Consider the following 22444-nt stretch of genomic DNA (forward strand, 5'->3'; position numbering starts at 1 on the left):
GAATGCGATCGCGAAGGGCACCGGAGACCTCAGGTCCAGGCGAGCGCCGACAGCTCGTTGCAGAAGATCGGCATGTCCTTCCACAGCCCCTTGAGGTTGCGGTTGGCCACCGTCACCCACTGCGCCTGGTACAGGAAGGCGTGCACGCAATCGTCGGCCAGCAGGCGCTGGGCGTCCGCGAGCAGCTTGTTGCGGTCGGCCGCCCGCTGCGACGTCTTGATGCGGTCGTAGATCTCGTTGAACTTCGGGTTCTGGTAGTTCCAGTAGTAGTCGGGCTTGGCGAAGTTGCCCAGGTCGAACGGCTCGACGTGCGAAATGATCGTCATGTCGTAGTTCTTGTTGCCGTACACGCCCGAGAGCCACTGCGCCCATTCGACGTTCTGCAGCTTCGCGTTGATCCCCACCTTGGACAGCTGCGAGGCCAGCACCTCGCCGCCCTGGCGTGCATAGGGCGGCGGCGGCAGCGTGATCGTCAGTTCCAGCGGCGAGGTGATGCCCGCTTCCTTGAGCAGGGCACGTGCCTTGTCGGGGTTGTACGGATTCACGCCGGTGGTGTCGACATAACCGGGTGCGCCCGGCACGTAGTGGCTGCCGATGGGCACGCCGTAGCCGTCCGCCGCGCCCTGGATGAAGGCCTGGCGGTCGATCGCCGCCGCGATCGCGCGGCGCACCCGCACGTCGTCGAGCGGCTTGCGACGGTTGTTCAGCGCCAGGATGGTCTTGGCCCGCGAGCCGGCCACCACCAGCTGGTAGCGCGGGTTGTCCTTGAACTGGGCGACGCTGCGCGGCGTGACCCGCGGAAAGACGTCGACGTCTCCGGCTAGCAGCGCCGCGACCTGGGCCGCCGGGTCGGGGATGAAGCGGAAGGTCGCACGCCTGAGCCGCACGTTGGCCGCGTTGCGGTGGCCATCCCACTTGGTGAGCGTGATGGCGGAGCCGCGCATCCAGTTCTCCAGCCGGTACGGACCCGTGCCCACGGGACGCGTCGCGTTGGTGTCGGCGCTCTTGGGCTCGACGATCGCGGCCGTGGCCTGTCCGAGCAGGAAGGGGAAGTCCGGGTCGATCTCCTTGGTCAGCACCACCACCGTGTGCTCGTCCACCACGCGCGTGGTGAGGTTCGCGAAGGTGCGCTTGTCCTTGTTGGTGCTGCGCTCGCCGCCGGCCCGGTCGAAGGAGAATTTGACCGCCTGGGCATTGAATGGCTCGCCGTTGTGGAACCGGACGCCCTTGCGCAGGCGGAAGGTGTAGGTGGTCAGGTCGGGCGAGACTTCCCAGCTCTCCGCGAGCAGCGGCGTCACGCCGCCGTCCGCGCCGATCTTGGTGAGCGTCTCGAAGATGTTGTAGAGCGTGACCTCGCCGATGGAGGAGGCCGCGCCGGCCGTGGGGTCCAGTCCGGGGCTCGGCTCGAGCGCCATGGCCAGCACGACGGCGTCCTTGCGTCCCTGGGCCCATGCCAGCTCCGGCAGTGCAAGCGGCAAGCCCGCGGCAGCGGCGGAAGAAAGGACGGTCCGGCGATTCAGCATGTGAAGGCTCCAGGCAGGTTCAACGGGTGCACTGTAGTGCGTGCGGCAAGGCGCCGGATCATCCGGCACATGGGCGTCGGGCGGCAAGGGGCATCGCTCAGCCCGCCACCGCCGGCGACGCGATGCGCGGCACCGAGGCCACCAGCGCGCGGGTGTAGGGGTGTTCCGGCGCGTGGAACAGGCGGGCCGGCGGGCCTTGTTCGACGATGCGGCCCTGCTGCAGCACGGCGACCTCGTCGCACAGGTGCTGCACCACGGCCAGATCGTGGCTGATCAGCACGTAGGTCACGCCGAAGCGGGCCTGCACGTCCTGCATGAGGTTGAGCACCTGCGCCTGCACCGAGACGTCCAGGGCGCTCACCGGCTCGTCGGCGACGATCAGGCGCGGCCGGGTGATGAGTGCCCGCGCGATCGCGATGCGCTGGCGCTGTCCGCCCGAGAACTCGTGGGGGTACTTGCGCAGGTCGCTGGCCCGCAGGCCGACCGACTCGATGGCTTCAGCCACGCGCGCCCGCCGCTGCGACGCCGTGGCGTCCCCCTGGGCAGCCAGGGGCTCGGCGACGATGCGGTCGATGGTCTGGCGCGGATCGAGCGATCCGTAGGGATCCTGGAAGACCATCTGGAAGTCGCGCCGGGCCTGCCGCAGCGCCCGGGCAGGCAGTGCGTGCAGGTCGCGGCCGTCCAGGAGCACCCGTCCCGCCGTGGGCCGGTCCAGCGCCATCACCAGCCGGGCCAGCGTGGACTTGCCGGAGCCGGATTCGCCCACGATGCCCAGGCTGCGGCCCGGGTGGACCTGGAAGCTCACGCCGGCCAGCGCGTGCACGACCGGCGGGGGCGAGAACAGCCGCGCGCGCGGCAGCGTGTAGTCGCGCACCAGTTGCTCGACCTGCAGCAGCGGCGCGCTCATGCGGTGTTCCGGCCGGGCGCCGCCCTGGCGGCCGCGACGGCGTCGAGCCGGATGCAGCGCGCGTGGTGCCCGGGACCCACCGGAGCCGGCGGCGGCACGGTGGTGTGGCAGTCGGGGATGGTGAACGTGCAGCGGCCGGCGAACGGGCAGCCGGGCGGCAGGTCGGGCAGGTCGGGCACGGTGCCGGGAATGGTGGCCAGCCGTTCGCCGCGCGCCCGGCCCAGGTGCGGCCGCGCGCCGAACAGCCCGAGCGTGTACGGATGCATCGGATCGGCGAACACCGTGCGCGTCGGGCCGCCTTCCACGGCGGAGCCGCCGTACATCACGATGAGGCGGTCCACGTGTTGTGCCACCACGCCCAGGTCGTGCGAGATCAGGATCAGCGCCATGCCGCGCTCCTGCACCAGGCCGCGGATCAGCTCCAGGATCTGCTGCTGCACCGTCACATCGAGCGCCGTGGTCGGCTCGTCGGCGATCAGCAGGTCGGGCCCGCAGGCCAGCGCCATCGCGATGGTGATGCGCTGGCGCTGGCCGCCCGAGAACTGGTGCGGGTAGCCGTCGATCCGGCGCGCCGCGTCCGGGATGCCGACCCGGTCGAGCAGCGCCACCGCCTCGCGGCGCGCCGCCGACGCCGACAGGCCCCGGTGCAGCCGCAGCGGCTCGGCCACCTGGCGGCCGATGGTGTGCACCGGATTGAGTGCTGTCATCGGCTCCTGGAACACCATGCCGATGCGGTCGCCGCGCAGGCGGCGCAGCTGCGACTCGGGCAAGCCGAGCAGCTCCTGCCCGTTCAGGCGCACGCTGCCGGTGGCGCGCGCGTTCTCGGGCAGCAAGCCCATGAGGGCCAGGGCCGTGACCGACTTGCCGCAGCCGGACTCACCCACCAGGCCCAGCGTCTGGCCACGCTCCAGCGTGAATCCCATGTCGCGGACCGCCCGCACCGGGCCGCGCTGCGTCTGCAGCGTGACGGCGAGGTCCTGGACGTCGAGCAGGGGCATGCGTCAGCGGCGGCGCGCCAGGCGGGGGTCGAGCAGGTCGCGCAGGCCGTCGCCGAGCAGGTTCAGGCCCAGCACGGCCATGGCGATCGCCACGCCGGGAAAGACCGCGAGCAGCGGCGCCTGGAACATCAGTGTCTGCGCCTCGGCCAGCATGCGGCCCCAGGACGGCTGCGGCGGCTGCGTGCCCAGCCCCAGGTACGACAGCGCGGCCTCGGCCAGGATGGCGATCGCGAACCGGATGGTGGCCTGCACCACCAGCACCGAAGCGATGTTCGGCAGCACGTGCTCCAGCGTGATCGCCAGCGTGCCCTTGCCGCAGGCGCGCGCGGCCAGCACGAAGTCGCGCGACCAGATCGCGTTGGCCGAGGCCCGGGTGATGCGGGCGAAGGTCGGGATGTTGTAGATGCCGATCGCGACGATGGCGTTGACCATGCCGGGCCCGAACACGGCCGTGAGCATGATGGCCGACAGGATGGCGGGGAAGGCGAAGCCGAAGTCGGCCACGCGCATGATCACCTCCTCGACCCAGCCGCGGCGCGCCGATGCCAGCAGGCCGAGCGCCGCGCCGACCACGAGGCCGATGCCGACGGCGATCACGCCCACCAGGATCGAGGCGCGCGCGCCCACCAGCAGCAGCGAGGCGACGTCGCGGCCGTACGGATCGGTCCCCAGCCAGTGCGTGCCGCCCGGCGGCAGCAGCTTGCTGGCCATGTCGACGTCGTATGGCGAATGTGGCGTCCAGCCGAGCGAGAGCGCTGCGGCGGCGGCCAGCAGCAGGCTGAGCACCGCGCCCACGACGAAGCTGGGATGGCGCAGCGCACGGCGGCCGAAGCCCGGACCGTCGGCCGGCGGCGGGGGCGGGGAAGGCAGGGGCACGGCATCCATCGGCTCGACCTCAGATGTCGCTCGCCTGGACCCGCGGGTCGATGGCCGCATACAGCAGGTCGACGACGAAGTTGACCACCACCACCATCGCGGCCAGCAGCATGACGCAGTTGCGCACCACGATCAGGTCGCGGTTGGCGATCGACTGGAAGATCAGCCGCCCCAGCCCCGGCAGGTAGAAGACGCTCTCGACGACGATGGTGCCCGCCAGCAGCTCGGCGAACTGCAGGCCCATGACGGTCACCACCGGCACCATGGCGTTGCGCAGCACATGCCCCCACAGCGTGCCGCGCCGCGAGACGCCCTTGGCGCGGGCCGTCCGCACGAAGTCCTCGCGCAGCACGTCAAGCACCGCCGAGCGCGTGATGCGCGCCAGGATGGCGGACTGCACCACGGCCAGCGAGAGGGCCGGCAGCAGCAGGGCCCGCAACCCCGGGAGCAGTCCTTCGCCCCACCCGGGGAAGCCGCCCGCGGAGAACCATTTCAGGTGCACCGAGAACAGCAGGATCAGCAGGATGGCGAACCAGAAGTTGGGGATCGCGACGCCCAGCTGCGACAGCCCCATCACGCCGACGTCGCCCAGCCGGTTGTGGCGGGATGCGGCGTAGACCCCCGCGACGAGCGCGATGACCGCGGTCAACGCCATGGCCATGACAGCCAGCGGCACCGTGACCTCGAGGCGCTCGAGCACCAGTTCGGACACCGGCGTGCTGTAGGCGTAGCTGTTGCCCAGGTTCCCGGTGAGCAGGCCGCCGATCCAGTCGGCATAGCGCTGCAGGGGCGGGCGATCCAGCCCGAGCTGGCTGGCCAGCTCCTGGACCGCTTCCGGCGAAGCATCAGGACCCATGAGCAGCTGAGCGGCGTTGCCAGGCAGCACTTCCAGCACCAGGAAGACCACGGCCGAAGCGCCAACCAGTGTCGCAACCAGGGTGATCAGCCGCTTGAACAGGAACACGCTCATGCAGCGCGGGATAATGCCAGATCAGGTCTGGACTCGAGCTGCTGCAAGGACACGTACATGGCATTGATGATCACGGATGAGTGCATCAACTGCGATGTCTGCGAGCCCGAGTGCCCGAATGCGGCGATCTCGCTGGGCCCGGAGATCTACGAGATCGACCCGGGCAAGTGCACCGAGTGCGTGGGCCACTTCGACGAGCCGCAGTGCGTGCAGGTGTGCCCCGTGGCGTGCATCCCGCCGAACCCGGCGCACATCGAGGACCGCGAGACGCTCTGGCTGAAGTACCGGCGCCTCACGCTGAGGGTCGAGCCGGTGGTGGTCCCCTCACCCGACGCCAAGGCCTAGGGCCGGCGACCGCCCGCGGCCATCCGCCCCGGTTCCGCTGTCGCGGCCGCCTTGTCGGTCGACGGCTTCGCGGTCTTGGCTTTCTCCTTCTTCCTGGCTGCGGCGCTTCCCGGCACGGTCGCAGTGAAGACGTCGAGCTTGCGCGTGCCCGCCTTGTCGGGCCACTTGTGGGCTTCGGGGCGCGGCAGGTCCGATGCCGGCACGACGGACGTGGCGCGCGCGGCGGTTTCCTGCCGGAGCCTGTCCTTTTCCATCGCGTCGGCCAGCCGTGCATCGCGCTGGGCGGCGGCCTGGCTGCGCGCCCTCTCGGCGGCCGTCGGGGGCGCAGGCGCGTCCGCCACGCTGCTGCCCCGTTCGCAGGGTTGCTGGCTGTAGGTGTTGTCGGCGCAGCGCCAGATGGTCTGGGCGCCGGCGCCCGCGGATGCGGCGGCGAGCAGGAGCGGGGCAATGGCCCGGATCGATGGCATGGTGGTCCTCCCTGCCGCCAGCTGTCGGTTCAGGCCTCCGGCGGCCGTGGCGGCTTCGGTCGCGGAGGCTTGCTCGTGTGCACGAGCAGGGTGGCCTTGTCCATCTCGCCCGCCAGCAGGGCGGGGAATGCCTGGAGGGTGCGGGCGATGCAGGCCTGGATCGCGTCGCGCTGGTCGGGCGCGGGTTTCTTCAGGACCCAGTGGATCACCTCGGACTTGACGCCCGGATGGCCGATGCCCAGCCGCAGGCGCCAGTAGTCGCCCGTGCCCAGCTGGGCATGGATGTCGCGCAGCCCGTTGTGGCCGGCATGGCTGCCTCCGAACTTGAGCTTGGCCTGGCCCGGCACGACGTCCAGCTCGTCGTGCACCACCAGGATCTCCTCGGGCTGGATCTTGAAGAACCGGGCGAGGGCGGCGACCGACTTGCCCGAGAGGTTCATGAACGTCTGCGGCTCGAGCAGCCACACGGTCTGGCCGTGCACCGTGCCACGCGCCACCAGCCCGTGGTAGCCCCGGTCCATCGTCAGGTGCAGCTTGAGGTCGCGTGCGAGTGCGTCGATCCACCAGAACCCCGCGTTGTGGCGCGTGTCCTCGTACTCGGAGCCCGGGTTCCCCAGGCCGACGAACAGCTTGATCATCGGGCGATGGTAAGTGCAAACATGGCGGTCCCCAGACGCAAGAAGGCCCGCCGAGGCGGGCCTTCTTCCTTCAGCTGAAGGGGCTTACTTCTTGGCGGCAGCCTTGGCCGGGGCGGCGGCCTTGGCGGGCGCAGCGCCCTTGGCCGGAGCAGCCTTGGCATCCGCGGCCGGGGCGGCGGCGGCCTCGGCGGGCTCCTCGGCCACGGTGGCCACGACGGAGACCAGCACCGGGTCCTTCTTGCCGTGCAGGACCGGGGTCACGCCCTTGGGCAGCTTGACTTCGGACAGGTGCAGCGACATGCCCTTCTTCAGGCCGGACAGGTCGACTTCGATGAACTCGGGCAGGTCGCCGGGGAAGCAGGCGACTTCCAGCTCGGAGATCACGTGGTTCACGACGCAGTGCTCGAACTTGACGGCCTGGGACTCCTCGGCCTTCACGTAGTGCACCGGCACCTTCATGTTCAGCTTGGTCTTGGCGTCCACGCGCTGGAAGTCGACGTGCTGCACCAGCTGCTTGAACGGGTGCATCTGCACGTCGCGCAGCAGGACCTTGCTGGTGTTACCGGCCATTTCCATCTCCAGGATGGTGGAGTGGAAGGTTTCCTTCTTCAGCGCGTGCCACAGCGCGTTGTGGTCCAGCTCGATCAGCTGGGGCTGGCCATCGCCACCGTAGACGATGCCGGGCGTGCGGCCGGTGTTGCGCAGACGGCGGCTCGCACCCGTTCCCTGCTTGGCGCGCTCGAAAGCGACGAATTTCATGTTTGACTCCGTGAAGAACCCACCGCGACCAGTGTGGCTCCGGTTGAAAAAGGCCCCCGACAGCGGAGGCCGCGATGCCTCAGAACAGGTTTTCCTGGTCCGAGAACAGACTCATCACCGACTCGCCCTTGGCGATGCGCTGGATCGTCTCGGCGATCAGCGGGGCCACGGTGAGTTGGCGGATCTTGCCGCAGGCGCGCGCGCCGTCCGACAGCGGGATGGTGTTGGTGACCACCACCTCGTCGAGCGCCGAGCCCTTGGCGATGCGTTCGATCGCCGGGCCCGAGAAGATCGGGTGCGTGCAATACGCGTAGACCTTGCGGGCGCCGCGTTCCTTGAGCACTTCGGCGGCCTTCACCAGGGTGCCCGCGGTGTCGATCATGTCGTCCATGATCACGCAGTTGCGGCCCTCGATCTCGCCGATGACGTGCATCACCTCGCTGACGTTCGCGCGCGGGCGACGCTTGTCGATGATGGCCAGGTCGGTACCCAGCTGCTTGGCCAGCGCGCGGGCGCGCACCACGCCGCCCACGTCGGGCGAAACCACGATCAGGTTCTCGTACTTCTTGGAGCGCACGTCGGCCAGCAGCACCGGCGAGGCGTAGATGTTGTCGACCGGGATGTCGAAGAAGCCCTGGATCTGGTCGGCGTGCAGATCCATCGTCAGCACGCGCGAGACGCCCACGGTCTGCAGCAGGTTGGCCACCACCTTGGCCGAGATCGGCACGCGCGAGGAGCGCGGGCGGCGGTCCTGGCGGGCGTAGCCGAAGTAGGGGATGACGGCGCTGATCCGCTCGGCCGAAGCGCGCTTGAGCGCGTCGACCATGATCAGCAGTTCCATCAGGTTCTCGTTGGTCGGAGCGCAGGTGGACTGCACGACGAACACGTCGCGGGCCCGCACGTTGGTGTTGATCTCGACCGTGACTTCGCCGTCCGAGAACCGCCCGACGCTGGCCGCTCCGAGCGAGATGCCCAGGTGGCTCGCGATCTCGGCCGCGAGGCCGGGATTGGCGTTGCCGGTGAACACCATGAAGTCGGGAGTCTGAGCAGACTGCATGTGCGGTCCCAGCGATCAGTTAACCAATGTGTGCCAATGAATTTGGCAGGGGAGGAAGGACTCGAACCCTCGCATGCCGGAATCAAAATCCGGTGCCTTAACCAACTTGGCGACTCCCCTACACGGGTCGACCGCTGCAATCAGCGGCAAACCGATGAATCGTCGCTGGGTGCCCATCCCACGAGTGGATGGACCTCCATGTTGCTGCACTCCCTGACCGCCCAGCCGTCCGGTGCCTGCGCCATCGACTGTCCCGGCGGAAGCGGCGCGAACACCGCGCTCCCCGAGCCTGTCATCCGGCCGGCCAGCCCTTGCGAGGCCAGCCATTCCAGAGCCCGGCCCACATCGGGGCAGAGCCGCTGGGCCACCGGCTGCAGGTCGTTTCGACCGAATTGCAGCGGGTCTGCAGCAAAGCCCGAGAGTATAGCAGGCTCCGAGTCGCGCTTGAGCGCCGTGTCGCGAAAGATCGACGCGGTCTCCAGCCCGCTGGGTGGCTTGGCCACCACGAACCGGGTGATCGACACGTCGATGGGCGTGATCTGCTCGCCCACGCCTTCGACCCAGGCATTGCGTCCGCGCAGGAAGAATGGCACGTCGGCACCAAGCGCGAGCCCCAGGTGCTCGAGCTGCGCGAGCGGCAGCCGGGTGTTCCACAGTCGGTTCAAGGCCAGCAGGCAGCTGGCCGCGTCGGAGGAGCCGCCGCCCATGCCGGCCTGGGCGGGCACCCGCTTGTCGAGCACGATGTGCGCGCCGGCCGTCGTGCCGGTGGCGGCCTGCAGCGCGCGAGCGGCGCGCAGCACGAGGTCGTCGGCCGGGACCGGCGCGCCGATGTCCTCGCGGCTGAGCGCGCCACCTGGCCGATGCTCGAAATGGAGCGTGTCCTGCCAGTCGATCAGCGTGAACACCGACTGCAGCAGGTGGTAGCCGTCGGGCCGCCGTCCCGTGATGTGCAGGAAGAGGTTGAGCTTGGCCGGTGCCGGCACGTCGTGCAGCGAGCGCATGGATCAGCGATCCAGTACGACGCGCAGGTCCGCCTGGGGCGGCGGCGACTTGCGCTGTGCCCGCAGGCGCCCGTCGTGCAGGGCCGTCAGGTCGGCCTCCCAGCCAGGCACGGGTGTGGCGATGCCGGCCAGCCAGTCGAACAGCGCGCCCAGCGGCAGGGCGGAGCCGGTGGCCTGTTCCACCATGGCGTCCACAGATGGAAAGCGCTGCGGCTCGCGGCCCTGGGCCGACAGCACGGCCTCGCCGGGCTGCCACCGCAGGACCGCGACCGTGCCGCCCAGCGGGTTCAGCAGCGTCAACTCGCCCGCCTCCGGGCGGCCACGCAATTCGAAGGCCGCGGAGAACGACTGGCCCGGCTGGTCCTGCACCGCCAGCGCCAGCCGGCCGGTGCGCACGTCGCCCGCCGGCGCGGTCTCGGGGCGGTGCGGTGGCGCCGCGCAGCCGGCCAGCAGGAGCGCCACGACGACAGCCGTCGCGGCCCTGCGCTGCCTGCCGCGCAGCAGGGCGCGCAGGCGTGGGCTCATGGCTTGAAGCGCAGGCGCTTGAACGTTTCCTGCAGTGTCTCGTTGTCCGGTGCGGCCAGGGCGCCTTCGCGCCAGACCGCCCGCGCGCGCTCCTGCTCGCCCAGGCTCCACAACACCTCTCCGAGGTGCGCCGCGATTTCCGGATCGGGCTTGGACCGGTAGGCTTCCTCGAGGATGCGCTTGGCCTCGGCCTTGTTGCCCATGCGGAATTCGACCCACCCCAGGCTGTCACTGATGAACGGATCGCCGGGGGCGTACTCGAGCGCCTTCTGCACCAGCTGCCGGGCCTCGGGCAGGCGGACGTTGCGCTCTGCCAGCGAGTAGCCGAGGGCGTTGTACGCATGGTGGTAGTCGGGCTTGAGCTCGATCACCTGGCGCAGCAGCCGCTCCATCTCGGCGTGGTTCTCGAGCTTGTCGGCCAGCATCGCCTGGTCATAGAGCAACTCGGTGTCGCGCGGCTCCTTGGCCACCGCGTCGGCCAGCAGGTCGTAGGCGGCCCGGTACTGCTTCTGCTCGCGCAGCAGCTGCACCTCGGCGGTGAGCTTCATCCGGGCGTCGGTGGGAGCGCGCTCGGGAATCGAGCGGATCAGCTTGCGTGCGTCGTCCAGCCGGCCCTGGCCCGCCAGCAGCGAGGCCCGGCGGCTCTGCGCGGACACCAGGTCCTGGGAGTTCTCGATGCGGTCGAGCCACGCCGTCGCACCCGCGAAGTCGCGCCGTTTCTCGGCGATCTGGGCCAGCGCCAGGTAGGCCTGGGCCAGGCCCCGGCTGCGGTCTTCGGCGCCGCGCTGCTCCTGCGCCAGCTCGACGTACCGCTTGAGCGCCGTCTCGGCGCCGGGCAACTGGTTCTCCTGGACCTGCAGCGTGCCGAGCACCAGCCACGCCTCCGCCAGCTCGGGGCGCTCGGTCGTGACGACCTGCAGCTGCCGACGGGCCTCGACGTAGCGCTGGGCATCGAGCAGCGCCCGCGCATACCCCATGCGCATCTCGGGCAGCGGCTTGCCGTCCATGTACTGGCGCACGATGGCCTCGGCCTGCGGCTGCCCCGGCTCCATCAGCTCCAGTGCGAGCAGCACGGGCGCTTCGGCCGCGGCATCCGCGGCCTGGCCGCGGCGGGCGGCGTCCAGCGCCCCGGGCGTGTCGCCCGCCGCCAGCCGCACGCGCCCGACACTGGCCCAGGCGGCCGCCGCCGTGGCGGGCTGCGCCAGGGGTTCGGCCAGTGCCTGTTCGACCACGTTCGCGGCCAGATTCTTGTCGGCCACCCGCGCATACAGGCGCGGGATCGCCGCCAGCAAGGCGCCGCGCTCGCGCGGCTCGGACAGCGCGAACTCCGTGCGCAGTGGATCGGTGCTTTCGGTGATCCGGTTCAGCGCCAGCAGGATCTGCAGCACGTAGCGGTTCGCTTCGCGCGACTTCGGCTGCGCCTGCTTCCAGGCCCGGGCGGCTTGCAGCGCCGCATCGCCGGAGCGGCCCTGGAAGGCGATCTCCACCGCGCGCTGGTACAGCTCCGGATCGTTGGTCTTGCGCGCGGCATCGAGGACCAGCGCATAGCCGGTGGCCGGCTCGGTGCCGCGCGCGTTCAGCTCGCCAAGCAGCACTTCGTAGAACAGCTCGGCGTCCAGTGCACTGGGAACAGGCGCGGGCTCGGCGCTGGCTTCGGGCCGTTCGGCCTGCTGGGCTAGGCCCGTCTGCACCAGGGCGAGCAGCAGGAGTGCGCCCGTGGCCAGGCGGAAGCGGGATTTCATCCGGACCATCATAATCCCGGCTCCACGCGCCCGCAGCGATGCCTGAATTGCCCGAAGTCGAGGTCACGCGCCTCAGTTTTGCCGACCGCATCGCCGGCGCCTGCATCGAGCAGGTGCGACTGGGCAAACCCCTGCGCTGGCCGCTCGGATGCCTGCCCGCGCAGCTCCAGGGGCGCACCGTCCGCGCCGTCCGGCGCCGCGGCAAGTACCTCCTGATCGACCTGGACGACGGCCTGCTGCTGTTGCACCTGGGCATGTCGGGCAGCCTGGCCTTCGTGGCCACCGCGCCCGACCCGGGCGTGCACGACCACTTCGACCTGGTGACCACCCGGGGCGTGCTGCGGCTGAACGACCCGCGCCGGTTCGGAGCGGTCGTGTATGCCTCGGGCGAGCAGTCGGCCGAGGCTGCCAAGCTGCTGGGGGCCTTGGGCGTGGAGCCGCTGGGCGACGACTTCGAGCCCGAAGCCTTCCACGCGGCGCTGCGCCGTCGCAAGGCGCCGATCAAGCAGGTGCTGCTGGCCGGCGACGTCGTGGTCGGCGTCGGCAACATCTATGCGTCCGAAGCGCTGTTCCTGGCCGGGATCCGCCCGACGCTCGCGGCTTCGCGGGTCAGCGGACCGCGGGCCCGCAAGCTGCATGCCGCCATCCGCGACGTGCTGGCCAGGGCCGTCCGCAAAGGCGGCAGCACGCTGCGCGACTTCTCGAACGCGAACGGCGAGTCCGGCTACTTCCAGCTGGAGGCCGCGGTCTATGGCCGGGCCGGCCAGCCGTGCCGTGTCTGCGGCACCACGGTCCGTGGCATTCGGCAGGGCCAGCGGGCGACCTTCTTCTGCCCGTCCTGCCAGAAAGTCTGAGCTGGCCGCCCCGGTGCTATATTCAACCCGGCAATACGGGGGCACAGTGGGCACTTCCTTCAACGAGCAGTTCGACCAGCACGGCGCATGGCGGCGTGAGTTCGCTCTGCGCCTGAAGCTGCTGTCCGAGTGGCTCAAGGACCACGACCTGCTCGACTCCGCGATCGAGGAGCGCCTGCGCCGCCTCGAGACGCAGGTGCGTTCGGACAAGGTCATGGTGGCCTTCGTCGCCGAGTTCTCGCGCGGCAAGTCCGAGTTGATCAACGCGATCTTCTTCGCCGGCTACAAGCGCCGCATCATGCCGGCCAGCGCCGGCCGCACCACGATGTGCCCCACCGAGCTGGGGTACGACGCCGAGGTGCCGCCCTGCCTGCGTCTGCTCCCGATCGAGACGCGCCTGCAGCCGCAGCCGCTGATGGAGTGGCGCCTCGCGCCCGAGAAGTGGACCCGCGTCGATCTGGACGTGAACGACTCGGCGCAGCTGGCCAAGGCCTTCGAGAAGGTGGCCGAGGTGCGCCACGTCAGCAAGGACGAGGCGCGTGCGCTGGGCTTCTGGCACGACGACACGCCCGAAGACAACCCGATGGTCGCGGCCGACGGAACGGTCGAGATCCCACGCTGGCGCCATGCCCTCATCAACATCGCCCACCCGCTGCTCAAGCAGGGGCTGGTGATCCTGGACACTCCGGGCCTGAACGCCATCGGCGCCGAGCCGGAACTGACGGTCAACCTGATCCCGCAGGCGCACGCCGTCGTCTTCATCCTGGCCGCCGACACCGGCGTCACCAAGTCCGACCTGGCGATCTGGCGCGAACACCTCATCGCCGACAGCCCGGAGAGCGACTCCCGCCTCGTCGTGCTGAACAAGATCGACACGATGTGGGACTCGCTCAGCACCACCGTCCAGGTCCAGGCGCAGATCGAGCGCCAGCGCGCCACCTCGGCCGAGATCCTGGGCCTGCGCCCCGAGCAGGTGATCCCAGTGTCCGGCCAGAAGGGCCTGGTCGCCAAGGTGAACAACGATGCCGAGCTGCTGGCTGCTAGCCAGTTGCCGGTGCTGGAGCGGGCGCTGGGCCAGGGCATGATGGGCCAGCGCCAGAAGATCCTGCGCACGGCCGTCGCCACCAGCATCAACGATCTGCGCACCGAGGCCGGCCGCTCGCTCAACATCCGCCGGCGCGACCTGGCCGAGCAGATGATCGAGCTGCGCGGCCTGCGCGGCAAGAACACCTCGGTGATCCGCCACATGCGGTCGCGCATCGAGCAGGAACAGCGCGATTTCGACGTCAGCGGCGCCAAGATCCACGCCGTGCGCTCGGTGCACCTGCGCCTGCTGCGCGAAGTCTTCACCCTGCTGGGCACCTCCACCCTGAAGGCCGAGATGGCCGAGCTCACGCGGGAGCTGCGCCAGCCCGGCATCAAGCTGGGCGTGCGCAAGGCCTACGGGGCCACGTTCGACCGGCTGCGCGAGGGCCTGCGCAAGGCCCACAAGACGGGCGGCGAGATCCAGTCGATGCTGACCGGCACCTTCCGCCAGCTGAATGCCGAGTACGGCTTCTCGCTGCAGCCGCCCAAGGAGCCCGACCTCGCCAGGTTCGAGCGTGACCTCGAGCTGGTCGAGCGCAGCCACCAGCAGTACCTGGGCATGACGAACGCGCTGCGCCTGGCGCAGCCCGAGTTCGCCGACCGCCTGGTGCGTGCGCTCACCACCCGCCTGCGCGTGATCTACGAATCGGCGCTTGGCGAGGTCGAGCTGTGGAACAAGGGCGCGGCCGCCCAGCTCGACGCGCAACTGCGCGAGCGTCGCCGCAACTTCGTGCGCCGCATGGAAGCCATCGAGCGGATCCAGCAGGCCGCATCCGGGCTGGACGACCGCATCGCCGAGATCGAAGCCCAGGAAACCGCGATCAGCGAACTCGACGCCAAGCTGGGGGAACTCACCCAGCACCTGCTGGCGCCGCCCGCGGCCGAGCAGCCCGAACTCCAGCGGGCATGACCCTCCCGGAAGGTTTCGCCAGCCAGGTGGTGCGCTGGCAGCGCAGCCACGGCCGCAGTGGCCTGCCCTGGCAGGCCACGCGCGACCCCTACCGGGTGTGGCTCTCCGAAATCATGCTGCAGCAGACCCAGGTGTCGGTCGTGCTGGGCTACTACGACCGCTTCCTGCAGCGATACCCCGACGTCAGTGCCCTGGCCGCCGCACCGCTGGACGACGTGCTCGCACTCTGGAGCGGCCTGGGCTACTACAGCCGTGCCCGCAACCTGCACCGCTGCGCACAGGACGTCATGGCGCGCCACGGCGGTGCATTCCCCGCAGCGAGCGCGCAGCTGCAGCAGCTGCCGGGCATCGGCCGCTCGACGGCGGCGGCGATCGCGGCGTTCTGCTTCGGCGAGCGCGCGGCCATCCTCGACGGGAACGTGAAGCGGGTGCTGGCCCGCACGCTCGCCTTCGGCGACGATCTGGCGAGCCCGGCGGCCGAGCGCGCGCTCTGGCAGCGTGCCACCGAACTGCTGCCCGAGGCGGCGGACGACATGCCGGCCTACACCCAGGGGCTGATGGACCTGGGCGCGACCGTGTGCCTGGTCCGCCAGCCCAGCTGCCTGCTGTGCCCGGTGCAGACGCTGTGCGCCGCGCGGCGCGAAGACCGCCCCGAGGCCTACCCGGTCCGCACGCGCAAGCTCAAGCGCTCCTCGCAATCGCTCTGGTTGCTGCGTGCGCAGGCGGACGACGGCTCGGTCTGGCTGGAAAAGCGCCCGGTGCCGGGCGTCTGGGCCGGGCTGTACTGCCTGCCGCTGTTCGATTCGCGTGAGGCGCTCGAGGCGGCCGTGCCCGCCGCCGACCGCGCGGCGCTGCTCGACGAGGCGGCGTTCCTGCACGTGCTCACCCACAAGGACCTGCACCTGCACCCGGTGCGCGCGCAGTTCGCCGCCGATGGCTGGTCACGTGCGGAGGGTGGCTGGTTCGCGCCGGCGCAATGGCCCTCGCTGGGGCTGCCCACGCCGGTGCGCCGGCTGCTCGGGGCCTAGGCCCGCTCCATCTCGCGGTGCCGCTTCAGGGTGGTCCAGCGGCTGCCGAACGCGGCGGCCAGCCGTTCCACCAGGTAGACCGAGCGGTGTTGCCCACCGGTGCAGCCGATGGCCACCGTGACGTAGCTGCGGTGGTCGCGTGCGAGCGGATCGAGCCAGGTCTGCAGGAAGCCTTCGATGCAGCGGTACATGTTCTCGACGCTCTCCTGCCCATGCAGGTAGTCGGCCACCGGTGCGTCCATGCCGGTCAGGTCGCGCAGCGCCGGCTCGTAGTGCGGATTGGGCAGCATGCGCACGTCGAACACGTAGTCGGCATCCACCGGAATTCCGCGTTTGAAGGCGAACGATTCGAACACCAGCGTCAGCTGGTTGGTCGGCGCCGAGAGCAGCGCCTTGACCTGGGCCTGCAGCTGCGCCGGCCGGATCGTGCTGCTGTCGATCACGTGCGCCTGCTCGCGCAGGTCGGCCAGCAGTTCGCGCTCCAGCTCGATGGCGTCGACCAGCGCGTGCTCGCGCTGCAGCGGGTCCTGGTCGCCGGTCTGCTGCCGCGACAGCGGATGGCGGCGACGCGTCTCGGAGAAGCGGCGCACCAAGGTGTCGGTGGTGGAGTCGAGGAACAGTGATCGGATCTGCACGCCCTGCGCCCGCAGTTCGCGCAGCTGCGCCGGCACCTGCGGCAGCGACGTGGCGCTGCGCACGTCCATCGCGATGGCCACGTGCTTGCCCTTGTTCGCCTGCTCCAGCGCCACGAACGAGAGCAGCAGCTCGGGCGGCAGGTTGTCGACGCAGTAGAAGCCGGCGTCTTCCAGGGCGCGCAGGGCCACCGACTTGCCGGAACCCGACATCCCGGTGATGAGGACCAGGTCCAGGCTCATGGCGCGGCGCTGCCCAGCATTTCCTTGGCGTGGGCGAGGGTGGTGCCGGACAGTCGTTCGCCGCCCAGCATGCGCGCGACCTCGGCGACCCGCTGCTCGCCCTGGACCGGCTCCACGCGGCTGGTGGTGCCGGCCTTGTCGCTCTGCTTGGACACCACGAGGTGGTGGTCGGCGCAGGCGGCCACCTGCGGCAGGTGGGTGACTGCCAGCACCTGGCGATCGCGGCCGAGCTGCTTCATCAGGCGCCCGACCGTCTCGGCGACCGCGCCGCCGACGCCCGAGTCGACTTCGTCGAAGATCAGCGTCTGCGCCGTGCCCAGCTCGCTGGTGGTGACCGCGATGGCCAGCGCGATGCGCGAGAGCTCGCCGCCGGAGGCGACCTTGCCCACCGGCCGCGGCGTGGCGCCCGGATGGCCGGCCGCGAGGAAGCTGACGTCGTCCAGGCCCCACTGCGCAGGCTGAGGCAGTGCCTGCAGCTGCACCTCGAAACGGCCGCCCTGCATGCCCAGGCCCTGCATCGCCTGCGTGATCGCCTTGGCCAGCTGCGGCGCGGCCTTGGCGCGCGCCTTGGACAGGGTCTTGGCGGCCGCCAGGAACGCTTGCGCATGCCGCTGTTCGGCCGCCTCCAGTGCCTGCAGGTCGGCCGCGGCATCCAGCCGGGTCAGCTCGTCCTTCCAGCCGGCCAGCAAGGCCGGCAATTCGGGCGGGGTGCGCTTGTAGCGGCGCGCCAGCGAGAGCCACAGCGACATGCGCTCGTCGAGTTCGGCCAGCCGGTCGGGGTCGAGGTCGGTCTTGCGCAGGTACGCGTGCAGCGAGTGCGCGGCGTCCTCGGCCTGCGCCAGGCTGGACGCCAGCACCTCGGCCAGCGCTTGGAACTCCGGCTCCAGGTGCTCCTGTGCCTGTAACGCGCCATGGGCCTGCGCGAGCCGCCCGGTGGCACCGCTGTCCTCGCCCTCCAGGGCCTCCAGCGCGCCGCGTGCGGCTTCCAGCAGCGCCTGCGCGTGCGACAGCCGCGTGTGCCCGGCGTTGAGCTCGTCCCATTCGTCGGCGCCAGGCGCCAGCTTCTCGACCTCGCCGATCTGCCAGGCCAGCCGCTCCCGTTCGCGCTGCAGGGTGTCCTGCGCCTGGCGGGCGTCCTCGAGCTGCTGCTGCGCGCTGCGCCACGCCTGCCAGAGCCGCTGGATCTCGTCGGTCGACACGCCGGCGTACGCATCGAGCAGGCCGCGCACGGCGTCCGGCCTGGTCAGGCTCTGCCAGGCGTGCTGGCCGTGGATGTCGACCAGCTGCTCACCGAGTTCGCGCAGCTGGGTGGCGGTGGCGGGGCTGCCGTTGACCCACGCCCGGCTCTTGCCCTGGGCGTCGATGTTGCGGCGCAGCAGCAGCGTGTCGCCCGGCTCGAAGCCGGCCTGGTCGAGCCAGCCGGCAAGCGCCTGGGGATGGTCGAACTCGACGCTGATCTCCGCGCGAGCGGCGCCTTCGCGCACCACGCCCGCGTCGCCCCGGGCGCCCAGGGCCAGCTGCAGCGCGTCGACCAGGATCGACTTGCCGGCGCCGGTCTCGCCGGTCAGCACGGAAAAGCCCGAATCCAGGTCGAGCTCGAGTTCGCGCACGATCACGAAATCGCGCAGGTTGATCCGCCGGATGCTCACGATCCCCCCTCGTTCCAGTGCAGCTTCTTGCGCAGCGTGTCGTAGTAGGTCCAGCCCCGGGGATGCAGGAAGCGCGCCTGGTGCTCCGAGCGGCGCACCAGGATGCGGTCGCCGTGCAGCAGCGACGCCAGGGACTGCATGTCGAAATTGGCACTGGCGTCGCGCCCGGCCACCAGTTCGATGGCGATCTCGCCGCTGTCGGGCAGCACGATCGGCCGGTTCGACAGCGTGTGCGGCGCGATCGGCACGAGCACCCAGGTCGGGTTGGCCGGATGCAGCAGCGGCCCGCCGGCCGACAGCGAATAGGCGGTGGAGCCGGTCGGCGTCGCCACGATCAGGCCGTCGGCCCGCTGGTTGGCCACGAAATGGCCGTCCACCTCGACCCGCAGTTCGACCATGCCGGAGGTGGCGCCGCGGTTGACCACCACGTCGTTCATCGCGAGGGCCTTGAACACGCATTCGCCGTCGCGCATGACGCACGAGTCGATCAGGCTGCGGCGGTCTTCCTCGTGCTCGCCGCGCAGCATGGGCGAGAGCACCTGCCGGTAGCGGTCGAGGGGGATGTCGGTGATGAAGCCCAGGCGGCCCTGGTTGATGCCGATCAGCGGCACGCCGAAGCGCGCCAGCTGCCGGCCGATGCCCAGCATGGTGCCGTCGCCGCCGACCACCAGGCCCAGATCGCACTTCGCGCCGATGCCGGGGACGTCGAGCACCGGATAACCGGTGATGCCCGACGTTGTGGCCGTGTCGTGCTCGATGGCGACATCGCAGCCCTCGCCGGCCAGGAATTGTGCGATGTCCTCCAGCGCGGCCCGGTTCCCCGCTGCCGCTGCCCCGCCGGCGACGGCGTGGTACTTGCCGATCAACGCAACCTGGCGAAACAAGGTCTTCATTGGCGCAAATTACATCATTAAAATCTCAGCAAAGCCTGCTCACCATGCTCGATGACCGTGCCAAGTTGTTGTTGAAAGCGCTGGTCGAGCGCTACATCGCCGACGGCCAGCCCGTCGGCTCCCGCACGCTCTCGCGTGCCTCGGGGCTGGAGCTCTCGCCAGCCACCATCCGCAACGTGATGTCCGACCTGGAGGACCTGGGGCTGATCGCCAGCCCGCACACCTCCGCCGGGCGAATCCCGACGGCGCGCGGCTACCGCCTGTTCGTCGACACCATGCTCACCGTGCAGCGCGAGCAGTTCAATGCGCCCACGCTGCCGGCCGACCAGCCGCAGCGCGTGATCGCCAATGCGGCCCAGCTGTTGTCGAACCTCTCGCAGTTCGTCGGCGTGGTGATGGCGCCACGCCGCACGTCGGTGTTCCGGCACATCGAGTTCCTGCGGCTGTCGGAGCGGCGCTTCCTGGTCATCATCGTCTCGCCCGATGGCGACGTGCAGAACCGGGTTGTCTTCACGCAGACAGACTACACCCAGCAGCAGCTGGTCGAGGCGTCGAACTACCTCAACACGCACTATGCCGGGCTGGCCATCGAGCAGGTGCGCGAGCGCCTCAAGGGCGAGGTCGAGCAACTGCGCGGCGAGATCGCCCAGCTGATGCAGACGGCGGTGGACGCCAGCTCCGAAGCGATGAGCCAGGCCCAGGACGACGTGGTGATCTCCGGCGAGCGCAACCTGCTGGCCGTCACCGATTTCTCCAGCGACATGTCGCAGCTGCGCAAGGCCTTCGAGCTGTTCGAGCAGAAGACCCAGCTGATGCGCCTGCTCGACATCTCCAGCCAGGCCGCGGGCGTGCGCATCTACATCGGCGGCGAGAGCCAGGTCGTGCCGTTCGAGGAGCTGTCGGTGGTCAGCTCGCCCTACGAGGTCGACGGCCAGGTGGTGGGCACCCTGGGCGTGATCGGCCCCACGCGCATGCCCTACGACCGCATGATCCAGATCGTCGACATCACCGCGCGGCTGGTCAGCAACGCGCTGAGCCACCACAAGTAGCCCGCCTACAATCGTCCGCCGCACAGGGGGCGTTAGCTCAGTTGGTCAGAGCAGGGGACTCATAATCCCTTGGTCGCTGGTTCAAGTCCAGCACGCCCTACCCGTCGGCGCAAGCGTGTTGGCGCTCCGGAAGGAGCTCGGACGCTCACGTTGAGCTCGTATAGCTACCATGTAGCCCGTTACAGGCGGATGACAGCAATCAACTTGCGCCTTTCGTTTGGCGCAGGCGCAGCTAGGGGTGTGAACTGAGGTCCTCATGGCGTCCGTCCGTGCGGTCGCTGGCCGCTTTCGAGGATCCTCGCTCCCGGTGCTTTCTCCATCTGGTACTGGCAAATCTGCGCCTCGCAAACAGCGCACCAGTTTGCAGACCATTGATGAGTCAGAACGCGCGTGACCATATGTTGAGGACGACCTTCGCCGTCGCTGTGAACGCACCGCTTTACATCAGCATGTTCATCTGGTGCATCAGTCGCATCCGGATGGAGTGAGATTCAATATTACGATCGCAAGAAGAAGCCGTGGGAACGACATGGGACAGCTTGGGACCAAATCACTCTTCGCCATCCTGTTAGGGCTTGCTTCTCTTGCCGCGCTTGGGGACCAGACGCTGCCTCCGGATGTCGCGCGCTTCGTGCAGCGGCGGGATCTCTGCGATCACTTCCGCGGTGAGGAACCGTACGATGCTGAACGAAGAGAGTTCTTGAACAAGAGCATGCGCGAGTTCTGCATTGGCACAGATGCGGAGCTCGCCACCCTCAAACGGAAGTACAAAGACAAGTCCGACGTGATGGCGAAGCTGGCTGAATATGAAGCAGCCATCGAGCCACGTTAAGGCCCGTGCTCGTTGTTGCGCGGCCTAGCCGCTATTGCGCAACGGTCGAATACTGGGGCAGGGAGCATGCCACCGCCGCTTCAGGTGCGTCAGCGCAACTGACCGTCCAGTCCGCGCCACTCGCCACCTCGCCGAACTGCTCCCACGCGTTTGGCATGGACACGCAAGCAGGTGCCACAGGGCCCAGCGGCGACCTTCGTGTAGTCGTGCACCAGTCCAGCCTGGGTCGCACCTGTGCTGTCGCCGATGAGGCGATCGCCGTGCGTGTCCTTGCGCCGCGCAGGCGATTCGGCGCCGAGACCGCTGGCTCGCGCTCCACCGCCTGAGCGGGCTTGTCCGCGCGCGGCCCCTTGAAAGACGCATGCCGCAGCGAGCCTCCCTCGTGCCACTCGCTGAAGGTGCCCAGGGTCCCCGGATCTCCTCGTTGAAACGCAGCCGATCGGCTGGGCGCAGCGCCGCCTGGAACGCGTGGCGCCGTTGCTCCACGGGCAGATGCTGCAGATCGTGCCCGCCGATGAACGGCGCATCGAACAGGTAGTAGCCAATCTCCTCGTTGGCGGCCCGATCGCGTTCTGCGGGGCGTTGGAGTTGGGCTGACCGAGCTGACGGGTGTGGCTGATCCTTTAGCCCGCGAGCGCGCCCAGTAGGTCTTTCACCTTCACCGGCTTGCGCAGCACCGTCACCCCGTCGGGCGCGGCCTCGCCCGGGGCCAGCAGCAGGATGCGCCGCGCTGCCTGGGCGGTGTCGGCCAGCTGCTGCAAGGCGCCGGGCGCCGCAGCTGGCGCGGCTTCCTGCGACAGCACCACGGCCGCGTAGGACTGCAACGCAGCCAGCCGTTCGGCGGCGCCGAGGTTGGCGGCCTCGTGCACCTCGGCCAGGCCGAGGTCGCGTGCGGCGGCGGCGAAGGTGCGCCGCAGCACGAACTGCGGCTCGACCAGCAGCACGCGGGGCAGGGCAGGGCTCATGGCCGGTACCCCGCCGCAAGTTCCTCCTGCACCAGCTGGCGCATCGCGCGCAGGATGGCGAGGTCGGCCGCATCGGGCGAGCGTGGGCGGGTGTCGATCAGGCACAGGGTGCCGACCGCCTGGCCCCCGGGCGCGAGCAGCGGCGCGCCGGCATAGAAGCGGATGTGCGGCGGGCCCACCACCAGCGGGTTGTCGGCGAAGCGCGGGTCGCGCGACGCGTCCACCACCACCAGGGTCTCGCGGTCAGCGACTGCGTGGCCGCAAAAGGAGATGTCGCGACCGGTCTCGCAGGCTTCCAGGCCCACGCGGGCCTTGAACCACTGGCGGTCCGCGTCGACGAGGCTGACCAGCGCGATCGGGCAATCGAACTGCTCGGCGGCGAACTGCACGATGCGGTCGAACCGTTCCTCCGGTGGCGTGTCCAGCAGGAGCAGCTCACGCAAGGCGCGCACGCGGGCCTCGTCGTCGGCGGGAATGGGGGCAGGAATCATGGCT

The 22444-nt window shown here is 69.8% G+C and carries 23 protein-coding genes and 2 tRNA genes; 7 read left to right on the forward strand and 18 right to left on the reverse strand.

What is annotated here, in order from left to right; genetic code table 11:
* Positions 1-29: 29 nt before the first annotated feature.
* From VFE82_RS15725 to VFE82_RS15745, 5 genes are all read right to left on the reverse strand, one after another.
* Positions 30-1523: an ABC transporter substrate-binding protein gene (locus VFE82_RS15725; RefSeq protein WP_325001259.1), complete on the reverse strand. Its 1494-nt coding sequence runs from the start codon at positions 1521-1523 to the stop codon at positions 30-32.
* Between the two features lie 97 nt (positions 1524-1620).
* On the reverse strand, positions 1621-2430 hold the full coding sequence (locus VFE82_RS15730; RefSeq protein ID WP_325001260.1) for an ATP-binding cassette domain-containing protein: 810 nt from the start codon (positions 2428-2430) through the stop codon (positions 1621-1623).
* Positions 2427-3428: an ABC transporter ATP-binding protein gene (locus VFE82_RS15735; RefSeq protein WP_325001261.1), complete on the reverse strand. Its 1002-nt coding sequence runs from the start codon at positions 3426-3428 to the stop codon at positions 2427-2429. The genes VFE82_RS15730 and VFE82_RS15735 overlap by 4 nt, the downstream gene beginning before the upstream one ends.
* A 3-nt stretch (positions 3429-3431) precedes the next feature.
* Complete coding sequence (locus VFE82_RS15740; protein WP_325001262.1) at positions 3432-4313, reverse strand: ABC transporter permease; 882 nt, start codon at positions 4311-4313, stop codon at positions 3432-3434.
* A 10-nt stretch (positions 4314-4323) separates the two neighbouring features.
* Positions 4324-5274 carry an ABC transporter permease gene (locus VFE82_RS15745; protein ID WP_325001263.1) on the reverse strand — a complete coding sequence of 317 codons (951 nt, stop codon included), beginning with the start codon at positions 5272-5274 and terminating at the stop codon, positions 4324-4326.
* Between the two features lie 57 nt (positions 5275-5331).
* On the opposite strand from VFE82_RS15745, the gene VFE82_RS15750 reads away from it, so the two are divergent.
* Positions 5332-5619: a YfhL family 4Fe-4S dicluster ferredoxin gene (locus VFE82_RS15750; RefSeq protein ID WP_325001264.1), complete on the forward strand. Its 288-nt coding sequence runs from the start codon at positions 5332-5334 to the stop codon at positions 5617-5619.
* Here the strand turns inward: VFE82_RS15750 and VFE82_RS15755 are convergent.
* The 8 genes from VFE82_RS15755 to VFE82_RS15790 form a co-directional block, all read right to left on the reverse strand.
* Positions 5616-6086 (reverse strand): DUF4124 domain-containing protein, encoded by a 471-nt coding sequence (locus tag VFE82_RS15755; RefSeq protein WP_325001265.1) that lies wholly within the window; start codon positions 6084-6086, stop codon positions 5616-5618. The two genes, VFE82_RS15750 and VFE82_RS15755, sit on opposite strands and share 4 nt — an antisense overlap.
* Before the next feature lie 29 nt (positions 6087-6115).
* Complete coding sequence (pth, locus tag VFE82_RS15760; RefSeq protein ID WP_325001266.1) at positions 6116-6724, reverse strand: aminoacyl-tRNA hydrolase; 609 nt, start codon at positions 6722-6724, stop codon at positions 6116-6118.
* An 84-nt stretch (positions 6725-6808) separates the two neighbouring features.
* Positions 6809-7483 (reverse strand): 50S ribosomal protein L25/general stress protein Ctc, encoded by a 675-nt coding sequence (locus VFE82_RS15765; RefSeq protein ID WP_325001267.1) that lies wholly within the window; start codon positions 7481-7483, stop codon positions 6809-6811.
* Positions 7484-7562: 79 nt separating this feature from the next.
* Positions 7563-8540 (reverse strand): ribose-phosphate pyrophosphokinase, encoded by a 978-nt coding sequence (locus tag VFE82_RS15770; protein ID WP_325001268.1) that lies wholly within the window; start codon positions 8538-8540, stop codon positions 7563-7565.
* Between the two features lie 43 nt (positions 8541-8583).
* Positions 8584-8660, reverse strand: a tRNA-Gln gene (locus VFE82_RS15775).
* A 20-nt stretch (positions 8661-8680) separates the two neighbouring features.
* On the reverse strand, positions 8681-9541 hold the full coding sequence (gene ispE / locus VFE82_RS15780) for a 4-(cytidine 5'-diphospho)-2-C-methyl-D-erythritol kinase (protein WP_325001269.1): 861 nt from the start codon (positions 9539-9541) through the stop codon (positions 8681-8683).
* A 3-nt stretch (positions 9542-9544) separates the two neighbouring features.
* Positions 9545-10066: an outer membrane lipoprotein LolB gene (locus VFE82_RS15785; RefSeq protein ID WP_325001270.1), complete on the reverse strand. Its 522-nt coding sequence runs from the start codon at positions 10064-10066 to the stop codon at positions 9545-9547.
* Positions 10063-11808 (reverse strand): tetratricopeptide repeat protein, encoded by a 1746-nt coding sequence (locus tag VFE82_RS15790; RefSeq protein ID WP_325001271.1) that lies wholly within the window; start codon positions 11806-11808, stop codon positions 10063-10065. The genes VFE82_RS15785 and VFE82_RS15790 overlap by 4 nt, the downstream gene beginning before the upstream one ends.
* A gap of 38 nt (positions 11809-11846) precedes the next feature.
* Here VFE82_RS15790 and mutM point away from each other — a divergent pair, with 38 nt between their 5' ends.
* Genes mutM through mutY form a run of 3 tightly spaced genes read left to right on the forward strand, consistent with a single transcriptional unit; the run spans position 11847 to position 15686 of the window.
* Entirely contained in the window at positions 11847-12662 is an 816-nt protein-coding gene (mutM, locus tag VFE82_RS15795; protein WP_325001272.1) for a bifunctional DNA-formamidopyrimidine glycosylase/DNA-(apurinic or apyrimidinic site) lyase, read from the forward strand.
* A 46-nt stretch (positions 12663-12708) separates the two neighbouring features.
* On the forward strand, positions 12709-14658 hold the full coding sequence (locus tag VFE82_RS15800) for a dynamin family protein (RefSeq protein WP_325001273.1): 1950 nt from the start codon (positions 12709-12711) through the stop codon (positions 14656-14658).
* Positions 14655-15686, forward strand: a complete 1032-nt coding sequence (gene mutY, locus VFE82_RS15805) for an A/G-specific adenine glycosylase (RefSeq protein WP_325001274.1) — start codon at positions 14655-14657, stop codon at positions 15684-15686. The genes VFE82_RS15800 and mutY overlap by 4 nt, the downstream gene beginning before the upstream one ends.
* Here the strand turns inward: mutY and rapZ are convergent.
* From rapZ to VFE82_RS15820, 3 genes are read right to left on the reverse strand one after another with little or no spacing between them, the layout of a single operon-like run.
* Positions 15683-16561, reverse strand: a complete 879-nt coding sequence (rapZ, locus tag VFE82_RS15810) for an RNase adapter RapZ (protein WP_325001275.1) — start codon at positions 16559-16561, stop codon at positions 15683-15685. The genes mutY and rapZ overlap by 4 nt on opposite strands.
* Entirely contained in the window at positions 16558-18210 is a 1653-nt protein-coding gene (recN, locus tag VFE82_RS15815; protein ID WP_325001276.1) for a DNA repair protein RecN, read from the reverse strand. Before recN ends, rapZ begins: the two co-directional genes overlap by 4 nt.
* The gene (locus VFE82_RS15820; RefSeq protein ID WP_325001277.1) at positions 18207-19103 is read right to left on the reverse strand and encodes an NAD kinase; all 897 of its coding nucleotides are present in this window, start codon (positions 19101-19103) and stop codon (positions 18207-18209) included. Before VFE82_RS15820 ends, recN begins: the two co-directional genes overlap by 4 nt.
* A 44-nt stretch (positions 19104-19147) precedes the next feature.
* Here VFE82_RS15820 and hrcA point away from each other — a divergent pair, with 44 nt between their 5' ends.
* From hrcA to VFE82_RS15835, 3 genes are all read left to right on the forward strand, one after another.
* Complete coding sequence (gene hrcA / locus VFE82_RS15825) at positions 19148-20152, forward strand: heat-inducible transcriptional repressor HrcA (RefSeq protein ID WP_325001278.1); 1005 nt, start codon at positions 19148-19150, stop codon at positions 20150-20152.
* A gap of 26 nt (positions 20153-20178) precedes the next feature.
* Positions 20179-20252 (forward strand) — tRNA-Ile (locus VFE82_RS15830).
* A gap of 360 nt (positions 20253-20612) precedes the next feature.
* A complete protein-coding gene (locus VFE82_RS15835) occupies positions 20613-20984 on the forward strand; it encodes a hypothetical protein (RefSeq protein WP_325001279.1) in 372 nt (123 codons plus the stop codon).
* 623 nt (positions 20985-21607) lie between these two features.
* Here the strand turns inward: VFE82_RS15835 and VFE82_RS15840 are convergent.
* Together VFE82_RS15840 and VFE82_RS15845 are read right to left on the reverse strand one after the other, a co-directional pair.
* On the reverse strand, positions 21608-21949 hold the full coding sequence (locus VFE82_RS15840; protein ID WP_325001280.1) for a response regulator: 342 nt from the start codon (positions 21947-21949) through the stop codon (positions 21608-21610).
* Positions 21946-22440 (reverse strand): GAF domain-containing protein, encoded by a 495-nt coding sequence (locus VFE82_RS15845; RefSeq protein ID WP_325001281.1) that lies wholly within the window; start codon positions 22438-22440, stop codon positions 21946-21948. The genes VFE82_RS15840 and VFE82_RS15845 overlap by 4 nt, the downstream gene beginning before the upstream one ends.
* Between the last annotated feature and the right edge of the window lie 4 nt (positions 22441-22444).

The sequence above is a fragment of the Ramlibacter sp. genome (assembly GCF_035655895.1).
In the GTDB taxonomy this organism is placed as follows: Bacteria; Pseudomonadota; Gammaproteobacteria; order Burkholderiales; family Burkholderiaceae_C; genus Ramlibacter.